At 71.9% G+C, this 12,680-nt stretch carries 12 protein-coding genes; 3 read left to right on the top strand and 9 right to left on the bottom strand.

Annotated features, from left to right (window positions below; all coding sequences use genetic code 11):
• Positions 1-26 precede the first annotated feature (26 nt).
• Positions 27-347, bottom strand: a complete 321-nt coding sequence (gene fdxA / locus ACFYW5_RS02585) for a ferredoxin (RefSeq protein WP_003985062.1) — start codon at positions 345-347, stop codon at positions 27-29.
• A 140-nt stretch (positions 348-487) separates the two neighbouring features.
• Between fdxA and ACFYW5_RS02590 the strand changes: the two genes are divergently transcribed.
• Both ACFYW5_RS02590 and ACFYW5_RS02595 read left to right on the top strand, forming a co-directional pair.
• Entirely contained in the window at positions 488-1,498 is a 1,011-nt protein-coding gene (locus ACFYW5_RS02590) for a GNAT family N-acetyltransferase (protein WP_389415092.1), read from the top strand.
• A gap of 30 nt (positions 1,499-1,528) precedes the next feature.
• On the top strand, positions 1,529-2,395 hold the full coding sequence (locus ACFYW5_RS02595) for a tetratricopeptide repeat protein (RefSeq protein WP_389415093.1): 867 nt from the start codon (positions 1,529-1,531) through the stop codon (positions 2,393-2,395).
• A gap of 60 nt (positions 2,396-2,455) precedes the next feature.
• On the opposite strand, the gene ACFYW5_RS02600 is transcribed toward ACFYW5_RS02595, so the two are convergent.
• The 4 genes from ACFYW5_RS02600 to ACFYW5_RS02615 form a co-directional block, all read right to left on the bottom strand.
• Positions 2,456-4,657 (bottom strand): hypothetical protein, encoded by a 2,202-nt coding sequence (locus ACFYW5_RS02600; RefSeq protein WP_389415094.1) that lies wholly within the window; start codon positions 4,655-4,657, stop codon positions 2,456-2,458.
• Positions 4,658-4,815: 158 nt separating this feature from the next.
• Positions 4,816-5,229, bottom strand: a complete 414-nt coding sequence (locus ACFYW5_RS02605) for a DUF6113 family protein (protein ID WP_389415095.1) — start codon at positions 5,227-5,229, stop codon at positions 4,816-4,818.
• Positions 5,229-6,122 carry an N-acetyl-1-D-myo-inositol-2-amino-2-deoxy-alpha-D-glucopyranoside deacetylase gene (gene mshB, locus ACFYW5_RS02610; protein ID WP_389415096.1) on the bottom strand — a complete coding sequence of 298 codons (894 nt, stop codon included), beginning with the start codon at positions 6,120-6,122 and terminating at the stop codon, positions 5,229-5,231. The genes ACFYW5_RS02605 and mshB overlap by 1 nt, the downstream gene beginning before the upstream one ends.
• Positions 6,123-6,155: 33 nt before the next feature.
• Positions 6,156-6,350 carry a hypothetical protein gene (locus ACFYW5_RS02615; RefSeq protein ID WP_250077487.1) on the bottom strand — a complete coding sequence of 65 codons (195 nt, stop codon included), beginning with the start codon at positions 6,348-6,350 and terminating at the stop codon, positions 6,156-6,158.
• Positions 6,351-6,527: 177 nt separating this feature from the next.
• On the opposite strand from ACFYW5_RS02615, the gene ACFYW5_RS02620 reads away from it, so the two are divergent.
• Positions 6,528-8,642: a prolyl oligopeptidase family serine peptidase gene (locus ACFYW5_RS02620; RefSeq protein ID WP_389415097.1), complete on the top strand. Its 2,115-nt coding sequence runs from the start codon at positions 6,528-6,530 to the stop codon at positions 8,640-8,642.
• A gap of 122 nt (positions 8,643-8,764) precedes the next feature.
• On the opposite strand, the gene ACFYW5_RS02625 is transcribed toward ACFYW5_RS02620, so the two are convergent.
• The 4 genes from ACFYW5_RS02625 to ACFYW5_RS02640 are packed head-to-tail and all read right to left on the bottom strand — an operon-like array spanning position 8,765 to position 12,675.
• A complete protein-coding gene (locus ACFYW5_RS02625; RefSeq protein WP_389415098.1) occupies positions 8,765-9,802 on the bottom strand; it encodes an ABC transporter ATP-binding protein in 1,038 nt (345 codons plus the stop codon).
• A complete protein-coding gene (locus ACFYW5_RS02630; RefSeq protein WP_389415099.1) occupies positions 9,795-10,778 on the bottom strand; it encodes an ABC transporter ATP-binding protein in 984 nt (327 codons plus the stop codon). The genes ACFYW5_RS02625 and ACFYW5_RS02630 overlap by 8 nt, the downstream gene beginning before the upstream one ends.
• Positions 10,779-10,781: 3 nt before the next feature.
• A complete protein-coding gene (locus ACFYW5_RS02635; RefSeq protein WP_389415101.1) occupies positions 10,782-11,759 on the bottom strand; it encodes an ABC transporter permease in 978 nt (325 codons plus the stop codon).
• On the bottom strand, positions 11,752-12,675 hold the full coding sequence (locus ACFYW5_RS02640) for an ABC transporter permease (RefSeq protein WP_389415102.1): 924 nt from the start codon (positions 12,673-12,675) through the stop codon (positions 11,752-11,754). The genes ACFYW5_RS02635 and ACFYW5_RS02640 overlap by 8 nt, the downstream gene beginning before the upstream one ends.
• Positions 12,676-12,680 lie beyond the last annotated feature (5 nt).

The following is a 12,680-nucleotide window of genomic DNA, read 5'->3' on the forward strand; positions in this document are numbered from 1 at the left end:
AGGCGGCGCGGTGATGCGGGCCGCTCTCAGCCGTTCTGCGGCGGCAGCGCGGCGATGAAGGGGTGGTCCCGCTCGATCAGACCGAGCTTGCTGGCACCGCCGGGGGAGCCGAGCTCGTCGAAGAACTCGACGTTGGCCTTGTAGTAGTCCTTCCACTCCTCCGGAGTGTCGTCCTCGTAGAAGATCGCCTCGACCGGGCACACCGGCTCACAGGCTCCGCAGTCGACGCATTCGTCCGGGTGGATGTACAAGGACCGGGAGCCCTCGTAGATGCAGTCGACCGGGCACTCCTCGATGCACGCCTTGTCCTTGACGTCGACACAAGGCTGCGCGATGACGTAGGTCACGCTGTCGTTCCTCCTCGATAGGGCGCTGGCGGGCCTCCACAGGCTCCGCCGCCTGGCGCGCGGGAGCGCGGCGTCGTCGATGCCCGCCCCTAGTATCTCCGTTCCGGGGCACGATCCGAACAGGAGGGGTGAACAGACCTGTGGAAATCTCAGCGACCGGGCGCCTTGAGGTCCGTATCACCGCTGCTGACGTGGGTAAACGGGTGTCCGTACGGCGCCTGGACGATCCTGCGCGGGCGGGTGAGAAGTTCACCGACACGGTGGGTGTTCTCGCATCATGGGACGACGGTGTGCTGCTGATCACACGGAAGAGCGGCGAAACCGTCCGCATCGCGGAATCGTCGCTGGTCGCGGGGAAGGTGGTGCCGAGCGCTCCGGCCCGTCGCCGGGGCCCCGCCGCCTCGTACGAGGAGCTCGCGCACGTCTCGGCGCGCGCGTGGCGCCCGGTGGAGAGCGACCGGCTCGGCGCGTGGGAGCTGCGGGCCGCTTCCGGCTTCACCCGCCGCGCCAACTCCGTGCTCCCGCTGGGCGACCCGGGCCTGCCCCTGGACGAGGCGCTGTCCGTCGTACGGCGGTGGTACGGCGAGCGCGGGCTGCCCGCCTACGTGCAGACCGCGACCGGCGCCGAGGGCACCCAGGAGCTGCTGTGCGCGGAACTGGAGCGGCGGGGCTGGACGCGTGAGGTGACCGCCGAGCTGTGGACCGGGGCGCTGGCCCCGCTCGCGGACCGGGAGGAGCCGGCCGAGGTCGTGCTGTCCCGGTCGGCGGATCGGGCATGGCTGGCGCGCTACCAGCGCAGGGGCCTGAGCGAGGTCGCCCTGAAGGTGCTGGGCAGCGGTCCCTCAGTGTGGTTCGCGACCGTTCCCGGTGCGGACGGCGTCCCTGCCGCCATCGGGCGGTGCGTCGTCGACGGGCGGTGGGCGGGCTTCGCCGCCGTCGAGGTCGATCCGGCGCTGCGGCGCCGGGGGCTCGCCTCCGCCGTGATGGCCGCGCTGGCCGGACGGGCCCTGGACGAGGGGGCGTCGGCGGCCTGGCTGCAGGTCGAGGCGGACAACACGGCGGCCCGGGCGCTGTACGCCGGGACGGGCTTCTCGGCGCATCACGCGTACCACCACTACCGCGAGCCGGGGAACTCCGGCTCCGGCCGGTAACCGATCGCCGCGAGAGGGCACGAGCCTGCTATGCCTCCCCCCGATCCCCCTCCCCCCAACCCCCCGCCTCCGGAACGCTCCATCGAGCTGCGCCGGCGGTTCGCCGAGGAGGCCCGCTGCGAGCGGCCCGATCTGTCGACGCTGTGTCTGCTGGTGGGCGCCGAGGCGGACGGCGCGCTGGACGAGGACGGCCTGGACGCGGCCCAGATGGAACTGGACCGGCTGGCCGGGCAGCTGCCGTTCCGGCCGGGCGGCCCGCGCTCCTGGGCCGTGTCCCTGCGCGAACTGCTCGGCGACCGGCTCGGCTTCCGGGGCACCCCCGGGGACTACCAGCGGCTGGAGTCCTCGCTGCTGCACGAGGTGCTGCGCCGCAGGCGCGGGCTGCCGATCCTGCTGTCGGTGGTGTGGATGGAGGTGGCGCGCAGGGCCGGGGCGCCGGTGTACGGCCTCGCCCTGCCGGGGCACTTCGTCGTGGGGTTCGGGGAGCCGGGCGAGCAGGTGCTGGCCGATCCGTTCGACGGGGGCCGGGCCATGACGGGGGCGGATGCCGAGCTGCTGGTGGCCGGGGCCACGGGGGCGTCCCTGCATCCGTCGATGCTGGTGCCCGCGGCGCCGCTCGAGGTCGTCGCGCGGATCCTGAACAACGTCCGGGCGTGGGCCGCGGCCCGGCCCGAGCGGTCGGACGTGGCGTTGTGGGCCGTGGAGTTGGCGCTGCTGCTGCCCTCGCATCCGGCGCGGCTGCGCTACGAGCGGGCCCAGGTGCTGGTGCAGCGGGGGAGCTTCGTCGAGGGGGCGGTGGAGCTGGAGGCGTACGCGGACGTGGTGGCGGCGGTGGATCCGGGTGCCGCGGCCCGCGTCAAGCAGCAGGCGCACGCCGCGCGGGCCATGCTCAACTGACCGCCGCGACGGGTGTCCGGAGTGCCGCACGACGCGGGTCGTGCGGCACTCCGGGCCCGGTCAGCTCGGGTTCGTCTCGATGGTGACGTCCCGGTCGGACGTGCTCAGCAGGGCCTGGCGCAGGGCGACGTAGACGTCCTGCGGGGTGACGGCCGTCTTCTTGCCGGTGCCCCGGGTGATCTGCACCCCGTCGAAGGTCTGGCCGTAGAGCTCCTCGAGCGCCTTCAGGTCGGGGCTGTCGACGAGCTTGCCGTCGACGGCCTTGACGCGGAGGAACTTCCACAGGGAGTTCTCCGGGCTGAACTCGATGAAGCGGGTGGCGTCCGTGCGCACGATGACGTTGGCCGACATCGCGGGCTCGGCGAACTCCTTCATCATCCGGTCGACCTCGGCCTTGTCGACCGTCGGTTCCTTGGCGGTCGTCGCGACCGGCACCGCGGGGGCCGTGCCGGTCTCCACCTGGGTGCGGTACGCCTCCTCGACCGCGTCGGTCGACTTCGCGACGTCGATGCCCTGGCCCGCCTTGCCGTACACGGCGACGGCCTTGCCCGACTCGAATGTGATGGTGCCGTCGGCCACCGATCCCGAGCCGCCGGCGGCGTTCTCCAGCGCGGCCTGGAGCTTCTCCTCGTCGACCGGCATGACCGGCTCGACCACTCGCTCCTGGCCGAAGAGCGAGCCCACCACGGAGACCGGGTGGTAGTCGCTCACCGCGGCCTCGCTGACGGTGGCCACGGCATCGAACTGGAGCCCCGCCTGGTCCGGCTCCAGGGCGACGGTCTTGCCGCCGACCGTCAGCTTCAGCTCCTTGTTCACCCGGCCCTCGAAGGCGTCGTCGAGCTTCTTGACCGCGTCGTCCCGGGTGCCGCCGCCGATGTCGACGCCGAGCACGGTGGTGCCCTTGGGCACGTCGGAGTGGTTCATCAGCAGCCCGGCGCCGTAGAGGCCACCGGCCAGGACGATCACGCCGCCGGTGAGCAGGCCCAGCTTGCCGCGGCCCTTCTTTTTCTTCGGCGCGGGCGCCGAGGGCACGTTCGGGGAGACCGGCTCGGGCAGCTTCGGGGGCGTGTGGGGCAGCGGTCCGTCGGTGGGCGCGCCCGGCCCGAACGGGTGCTGGACGGCGGGCGGGACCACCGGGATGCCGCTGGTGACGGTGTGCCCGGAGACGTTGTCGGCGGGGTTGCCGTAGCCGGGGGTGCCGGGCTCGGGGGCCGGCTTCTGCGGGGTGAGGATCGCGGTGTCGTCGCTCAGGCCGCCGCCGGGGGTGTGCATACCGGGGACGCCGCCCATGGTGCCGGGGACGCCGCCCATGGGGGGCACCAGCGGGCCGTCGCCGGTCACGGGGCCGGTCGTCGGGCCGGCGGGGCCCTGCTGTCCGCCCCGGCCGCCGGGGGCGCCGGGTCCACCGGGGCCGTTGAAGCCGCTGGGGCCGCCGGGACCGGCGGGGCCGCCGCCCGGGCCGCCGGGCATGCCCTGGGCGCCGTAGCCGTTCTGGGCACCATAGCCGCCGTTGCCGTTCTGGCCGCCGTTGCCGGAGACGTACGGCAGGTCGCCGCGGTGGGCCTCGTCGCCGGGGCGGGCGCCGGGGCCCCGCGGGCCGGCGGCCAGCGCCTCGGTGACGTCGAAGGAGCCGGTGCCGCCGCCGTGTCCGGGCGCCACCGGTCCGCCGGTCGCGCCCGCGCCGTTGGTGGCGCCGGGACGGGCCCCGCCCTGCGTGTTCATGGAGCCCACGACCCCACCGGGCCGCGGCGCACCCGCGCCACCGGCCGTACCCGGCGCACCGGCCGCACCCGCACCGGGGCGCGGAGTCGAGGGCGCCGAACCGCCGGGCGCACCGGCGCCGTTGCTCTGGCCGCCGCCGGTACCGCCCTTCGGGGCCGCGGACTTACGCGGTACGAACCACTCGCTCGTCTTGTCCTCGGCCGCAGCCGCGGGGTCGGCGGGAGGCTCGGGCGGACGCGCGGACGCGGCGGCTCCCGGCGCGGGCGGCTCGGTCCCGGCGCCCGCGTCGGAGTTCTCGCCGTCCCCGACGGGCTTGCGCACGACGACCGGCGGAATGGGCCGCGATCCGGGGATGTTGATCCGGATCCGGGTGGTCAGCGTGGTCTCGGTCTTGCGTTCCTCCGGCCGCGCGGCCGAACGGCCCGCATCCGGACCGCCGTCGGGAACCGCAGGCGTCCCGTAAGGCGGCGTGCCCGAAGGGTAAGCGGCTCCGCCGCGCCCGTTGGGCCCGGAGGACGGACTGTCAGTTTCACGACTCAAGGCAGGTTCTCCCGGTTGGCTCCGCCGCCCGACTCGTCCTCACTGCTCCGGGCGGCTCGGCGGCGCCACCACCATACTGGCCACCTCTGGCCCGTATCCCACGACCGCCGGGGAAACCCCACGGGACTCGCACGTGCGCGGCGCGGAGAAGTGGTACGTCACTTCCCAAGTCGGACCCGATCGTCGTCCGGTTGCCGCGTGGGGGCGAGCGTGGCGCACATCACAGCCGTGGCCATGCCGCCGAGCAGGAAGAGGTAGGAGCCGCCGTCCGAGGCGAAGACGAAGTCGCCCTCGGGGCGGCTGGCGGTGAGCAGGATGACCGCGAGCATCCAGCCGCCGGCCGGCGCGACGGCCCCGGCCCGGCCGCGGGCGATCAGCGCCCCGCCGAGGCAGAGCCCGATCTCCCCGGCGAGCGCGAGCAGCAGGCCGCCCGGGAACCAGGCCCCCTGGATCAGCGCGCCGGCGGCGGCGACGAGCGCGCCGAGCACGAACAGGCCGAGGAGCAGGGCGAACCGGGTGAAGGAGGGCGGCCCCAGGGGCTGGGCGAGCATCGGCGTCCGGTCGTTCTTCATCAGGCGTCCTCGATCCCCGCGAACAGGTCGGTCTCCGGCGTCGCGGCCCTCCCCCAGCCTTCGGCCGGGGGGACCCCCATCTCGCTTCGCTCGCCGCGCGCCAACTCGTAGTACTCGGTGGTGAAGACGGGCTGGGCGAGACCGTTGGAGAGGACGAAGTACTCCCCCGCCACCTCGATCTGGGTGGCGTGTGCGGCCATCGCGGCGGTCTTGGCCGCGGTGTGGGCGGTGCCGTCGACGACGGTGGTGATCCGCTCGTCGCCGACCACTCCGGGAACGTCGTCGAGGGTGGCCGCCTCGGTGAACGGCAGCTCCGGCAGGGCGGCCGCCAGACGGGCGAACGCCTGTTCGCCGACGGTGCGCGGGACCCGGTTCCAGTAGACCTTGGCGACCGGGCAGCCCGCCTCGGCCGCGAGCTCCGCGGCGCGCATGGCGACGCGGTGGGCCTGGATGTGGTCCGGGTGGCCGTAGCCGCCGTTCTCGTCGTAGGTGACGAGGACCTGGGGACGTACCTCGCGGATCACCTCCAGGAGGTGACCGGCGGCCTCGTCGACGTCGGCCTGCCAGAAGCAGTCGGGGTCGTCGTTGTCGGGCAGGCCCATCATCCCGGAGTCGCGGTAGCGGCCGGTGCCGCCGAGCTGACGGAAGTCGTCGACGCCGAGCGCGCGCATGGCGGCGGCCAGCTCGCCCAGGCGGTGCTCACCGAGGGCGGTGCCGGACAGCTGGGCGAAGCCGGGTGGGATGACCTCGCCACGCTCGCCGAGTGTGCAGGTGACCAGGGTCACATGGGCACCCTCGGCGGCGTACGCGGCCATCGTCGCGCCGTTGTTGATCGACTCGTCGTCCGGGTGCGCGTGCACCAGCAGCAGACGCCGGGAGGGCAGTTCCGTCATGGTCCCCACCCTAAGGGGGCGGCCCCGGGGTGATCAGAACTTGATGCTGCCGATCATGCTGGCCACGCTCGTGGTCAGGTCGTTGATCGTGGGCGCCATGGTCGAGGAGGCGAGATAGAAGCCGAGCAGGATGCAGACGAGCGCATGACCGCCCTTCAGTCCCGACTTCTTGACGAGCAAGAAGACGATGATCGCCAGCAGCACCACCGCCGAAATCGAGAGTGCCACGGCGGCTCACCTCCAAAGTTCCCAGGAGCGCGGGGGGTCGGACTTGGGGGGCAGATAAATCCATATTGCAGCCAGCGGGTTCATACCCACTATGCGCTAGTGATCATAACTATCCGTACGCGCGCATCGGATGGCGCACGGCCGCACAAGGGGGCGCATGGCCAATATGGTCGGTCCATGACGACGAGGTCCGACTCCTTTCCCCGACGGCACGCCCGCACCCAGCGGTTCACGCTCGGCGCGCCGCGCGCGTTCACCGTGGCGCCCGACGGCTCCCGGGTCGCCTTCCTGCGCTCCTCCTCCGGTACGGACCGGGCGAACGCGCTGTGGGTGCTCGACTGCCGGGACGGCGGGGAGCGCGTGGCGGCGGACCCGCGCGCCCTCCTGGGCGGTACGGCGGAACGCCTGTCCCCGCAGGAGCGCGCCCGGCGCGAACGCAGCCGCGAGGGGGGCGCCGGCATCGTCGGTTACGCCACCGACGCGGCCCTGGAGCTGGCGTCTTTCACCTTGTCAGGCCGCCTTTTCGTGGCCGAGCTGCGGGCCGGGACGGCACGCGAACTCCCCGTCCGCGGACCGGTGATCGACCCACGCCCCTCCCCCGACGGCCGCCATGTCGCCTACGTCGCCCGGGGCGCCCTGCACGTGGTCGGCGCCGAGGGCGAGGGGGACCGGACGCTGGCCGAGGAGGAGCCCGAGCAGGTCTCCTACGGTCTGGCGGAGTTCATCGCGGCCGAGGAGATGGGGCGTTCGCGGGGCTTCTGGTGGGGTCCGGACTCCGACCGGCTACTGGTGGCCCGGGTGGACGACACGCCGGTGAGCCGGTGGTGGATCGCGGATCCGGCCCATCCGGAACGTGCGCCGCAGAAGGTGGCGTATCCGGCGGCGGGGACCGCCAACGCGGACGTACGGCTGTTCGTGATCGGCCTCGACGGGGGGCGCACGGAGGTGCTGTGGGACCGGGCCCGCTATCCGTATCTGGCGCATGTGCACTGGTCAGCGGCGGGTGCTCCGCTGCTGCTCGTCCAGGCGCGCGACCAGCGCAGCCAGCTGTTCCTGGCCGTGGACCCGGAGTCGGGGGTGACCCGGATGGTGCACGCGGACGAAGATCCAACTTGGCTGGAACTTTTCCCCGGGGTGCCGTGCTGGACCCCTTCCGGGCAGCTGGTGCGGATCATCGACGAGGGTGGCGCGCGGGTCCTCACGGTGGGCGAACGCCCGCTGACGGGTGCGCAGTTGCACATCCGTGCGGTGCTGGACGTCTCGGACGACGACGTGCTGGTCTCGGCGTCCGCCGGGGAGGCCGCGGCGGATCCGGAGATCGGTGAGGTGCATGTCTATCGGGTGAACGAACTCGGGGTGGAGCGCCTGTCTCAGGAGCCCGGGGTGCACTCGGCGGTGCGGGCCGGGGGCGTGACCGTATGGGTGTCCGCTTCGCTGGACCGGCCGGGGCCGCGGGTGCGGGTCCTCCGGGACGGGAAGCCGGTGGCGATCATCCCTTCGTACGCAGAAGATCCTGGTCTGTCCCCGCGCGTGACGTTCATCCAAGGGGGCGCACGGCGTGTCCCGTGCGCCGTGCTTATGCCAACGGACTACCGCGGTGACGCCTCCCTGCCGGTGCTGCTGGACCCCTATGGCGGCCCGCACGGCCCGCGGGTGGTCGCCGCGCACAACGCGCTGCTCACCTCGCAGTGGTTCGCCGACCAGGGGTTCGCCGTGGTCGTGGCCGACGGCCGGGGCACGCCGGGTCGCTCGCCCGCGTGGGAGAAGGCGATCCACCACGATCTGACGGTTGCCCTCGACGACCAGATCGATGCCCTCCAGGACCTCGCGACAACGCACCCGCTCGATCTGTCCCGGGTGGCGATCCGCGGCTGGTCCTTCGGCGGCTGGCTGGCGGGGCTCGCGGTGCTGCGCCGCCCGGACGTCTTCCACGCCGGCATCGCGGGCGCGCCGGTCACGGACTGGCGGCTGTACGACACCCACTACACGGAGCGGTACCTGGGCGGCCCGGCCGCGCATCCGGAGTCGTACGCGAAGAGTTCCCTGGTGACGGACGAGGGGCTGTCCGCCCCTGCCGAGGGCCACCGCCCGTTGATGATCGTGCACGGCACGGCCGACGACAACGTGGTGTTCGCGCATGCCCTCAGGCTGTCCTCGGCCCTGCTCTCGGCGGGCCGCCCGCATGAGGTCCTGCCGCTGTCGGGCGTGACGCACATGACGCCCCAGGAGCAGGTCGCGGAGAATCTGCTGCTGCTCCAGGTGGACTTCCTGAAGCGCTCGCTGGGGCTGTAGGGACGGCAACGGACCGGGGCGACATGGCGTGCCCCGGTCCGTTTACGGCACCCGCACGGCCGTACGGTGTCCAGACTGACGCGTCCGTATATCGGATCCGGGTCAGGGGAGTTGCCGCTGTGTTACCCCGCCTCCTGCGACGGTACGACGTGCTTCTCCTCCGCGAAGTGGCAGGCCGAGTCGTGCGCGGCGGGGCCCGCCAGGAGGCTGAGGTGGGAGGGGACCGCGAGGAGGGGGACCTCCTGGGCGCAGCGTTCCTGGGCCTTCCAGCAGCGGGTGCGGAAGCGGCAGCCGGAGGGGATGTTCGTCGGGGACGGGACGTCGCCGGTCAGGATGATCCGGTCGCGGTGTTCCCGGGCCTCGGGGTCGGGGACGGGGACGGCGGACAGGAGTGCCTGGGTGTAGGGGTGCGTCGGATGGTCGTAGATCTCGGTGTCCTTGCCGGTCTCCACGATGCGGCCGAGGTACATGACGCCGACCCGGTCGGAGATGTGCCGGACGATCGACAGGTCGTGGGCGATGAAGATGTAGGAGAGGTCGAACTCGTTCTGGAGGCGGTCCATCAGGTTGATGACCTGGGCCTGGACCGAGACGTCCAGGGCGGAGACCGGTTCGTCGGCGACGATGACCTCGGGGCGCAGCGCGAGACCGCGGGCGATGCCGATGCGCTGGCGCTGGCCGCCGGAGAACTGGTGCGGATAGCGGTGGATGTACTCAGGGTTGAGGCCGACGACGTCCAGCAGGTCCTGCACCTTGCGGCGCCGGTCGCCCTTCGGGGCCACCTCGGGGTGGATGTCGTAGGGCTCGCCGATGATGTCGCCGACGGTCATCCGGGGGTTGAGGGAGGTGTAGGGGTCCTGGAAGACCATCTGGATGTTGCGGCGGACGGTTCTCAGGGCCTTGCCGGAGAGCTTGGTGATGTCCTCGCCCTTGTACCGGATCGAACCCGCCGTCGGCCGTTCCAGGTTGACCAGCAGCTTGGCGACCGTCGACTTGCCGCAGCCGGACTCGCCGACGATGCCGAGGGTTTCGCCCCGGTCCAGTTCGAAGTCCACGCCGTCCACGGCCTTCACCGCGCCGACCTGCTTCTTGAAGAGGACGCCCGTGGTCAGCGGGTAGTGCTTGACCAGGCCGCGGACCTGGAGGAGCGGCTCAGCCATGGAGGCACTCCCGCCAGAAGTGGCAGGCGCTGCCCCGGTCCTCGTCCGACGTGGTCACCTCGTACAGCGGCGGTTCGTCGGTGCGGCACACGTCCTGGGCCATGGGGCAGCGCGGGTGGAAGGCGCAGCCGGGCGGGATCTGCATGAGGTTCGGCGGCAGTCCCTTGATGGCGTAGAGCTCCCGGCCCTTCTGGTCCAGGCGCGGGATGGAGTCGAGCAGGCCCCGGGTGTAGGGGTGGGCCGGTGCCTTGTAGATGTCGTGGACGGGGGCCGACTCCACGATGCGGCCCGCGTACATCACGGCGATCCGGTCGGCGACGTCCGCGACCACGCCGAGGTCGTGGGTGATGAGGATCAGGCCCATGTTGTACTCGCGCTGCAGCTCCGCGAGCAGCTCCATGACCTGGGCCTGGACCGTGACGTCCAGGGCGGTGGTCGGCTCGTCGGCGATGATCAGGGCGGGCTCCAGGGCCAGCGCCATGGCGATCATGATGCGCTGGCGCATACCGCCGGAGAACTGGTGGGGGTACTGCTTGACCCGTTCCCGGGCGGCGGGGATGCGGACCCGGTCCATCAGCTCCACGGCCTTGGCCCGCGCGTCCTTCTTCGACATGCCCCGGTGCACGACGAACATCTCGCCGAGCTGGTCGCCGACGCTGAGCACGGGGTTCAGGGACGACAGCGCGTCCTGGAAGATCATCGCCATCTCGGCGCCGCGGATCTTCCGGCGCTCCTCCTCCTTCAGCTTCAGCAGGTCCCTGCCCCGGAAGAGGACCTCGCCCGCGGTGATCCGCCCCGGCGGCGTGTCGAGGATGCCCATGACGGTCTGCGCGGTGACCGACTTGCCCGACCCCGACTCACCGAGCACGGCGAGGGTCTCGCCCGCGTCCACCCCGTAGCTGACGCCGTTGACCGCCTTGGCGACCCCGTCCCTGGTCCGGAACTCCACGTGCAGATCACGCACTTCGAGCAGCACGTCTCACCTCAGTTTGGGGTCGAGGGCGTCGCGGATTGCGTCGCCGAGCATGATGAAGGCCAGGACGGTGATCGCCAGGGCGCCCGAGGGCCAGAGCAGGGCGTGCGGGGCGTTGCGGATGTAGGGGGAGGCGGCCGAGATGTCGATGCCCCAGGAGACGCTCGGCGGTTTCAGGCCGACGCCGAGGTAGGACAGGGTCGCCTCCAGGGCGATGTACGTGCCGAGCGCGATGGTCGCGACGACGATCACCGGGGCGACCGCGTTGGGCGTGATGTGCCGCAGCAGCATGCGGGAGTTGGTGGCGCCGAGCGCGCGGGCGGCCTGAACGTAGTCGTTCTGTTTGACGGTGATGACCGAGCCGCGGGCGATACGGGAGATCTGCGGCCACCCCAGCAGCACCATGAACCCGATGACCGGCCAGATGCTGTTGCTGGTGACCACCGACAGCAGCACGAGCCCGCCGAGCACGACGGGGATCGCGAAGAAGACGTCCGTGATCCGGGAGAGCACCGAGTCCCACGTCCCGCCGAAGAACCCCGCGAGCCCGCCGAGCACGCTGCCGAGGATCGCCACCCCGAGCGTGGCGCAGACGCCGACCGTGACGGACGTACGGGCGCCGTAGACCGTACGGGTGTAGACGTCGCAGCCCTGGCCGTTGAAGCCGAAGGGATGGCCGGACTGGGACCCCTGCTGGGCCTTGGCGAGGTCGCACTTGAGGGGGCTCATCCAGGTGATGGCACCCGGCCACAGGGAGACGAAGACCAGGAAGAGGATGACCAGCCCGGCGATGAGGAAGACCGGGTTGCGCCGCAGGTCGCGCCAGGCGTCGGACCACAGCGAGCGGGGCTTGTCCTGCGGGCTCGCGCCGCCCGGGCCGCCCGGCGTCCTCTCCAGGCTCTCCCCCTCCGACGTCGCCAGATCCATGGCGCCGCCCATGCCGGTCGAGGCGATGGCACCCTCGGGTTCGCGGGGTTCAGGCATAGCGGATCCTCGGATCGAGTACGGCGTAGAGGAGGTCGACGAGCAGGTTGGCGACCAGGAAGACCAGGACGAGGACGGTCACGAAGCCGACCACGGTCTGGGTGTTCTGCCGCAGGATGCCCTGGTAGAGCTGGTAGCCCACGCCGTGGATGTTGAAGATCCGCTCGGTGACGATCGCGCCGCCCATCAGCGCGCCGATGTCGGTGCCGATGAAGGTGACCACCGGGATCAGCGAGTTGCGCAGCAGATGCCGGGTGATCACCCGGCGCCGGGGCAGGCCCTTGGCGACGGCCGTACGGACGTAGTCGGACCGTTTGTTCTCCGCGATGGAGGTCCGGGTCAGCCGGGTGACATAGGCGAGGGAGACCGAGGCGAGGACCAGGCCCGGCACGATCAGCTCGCCGAAGGTGGCGTCGGTGGACACGGAGGGTCTGATCCAGCCCCACTCCACGCCGAGCAGCAGCTGCAGCAGCAGCCCGGTGACGAAGGTCGGCACGGAGATCACCACGAGGGTGACCAGCAGGACCCCGGTGTCCACGGGCCGGCCGCGGCGCAGCCCGGTGATGACACCGAGCGTGATGCCGATGACGATCTCGAAGAGGATCGCGACGATCGTCAGCCGGATGGTCACCGGGAACGCCGTCGCCATCAGCTCGGTGACCTCCTGCCCGTTGAACGCGGTGCCGAAGTCGCCGGTGAAGACGTTCCCCATGTACGTCAGGTATTGCTGCCAGACCGGCTTGTCGAGGCCGAACTCCTTCTTCAGCTGGGCGGCCGTCGCCGGGTCGCACTGCCGGTCGCCGCAGAGTCCCGCGATGGGGTCGCCCATCACGTTCACCATGAGGAAGATCAGCAGGGTCGCCCCGATGAAGACCGGGATCATCTGGAGCAGGCGTCGGACGACGTACCGTCCCATGGGCG

The sequence above is a fragment of the Streptomyces sp. NPDC002779 genome, assembly GCF_042888685.1.
GTDB lineage: Bacteria > Actinomycetota > Actinomycetes > Streptomycetales > Streptomycetaceae > Streptomyces.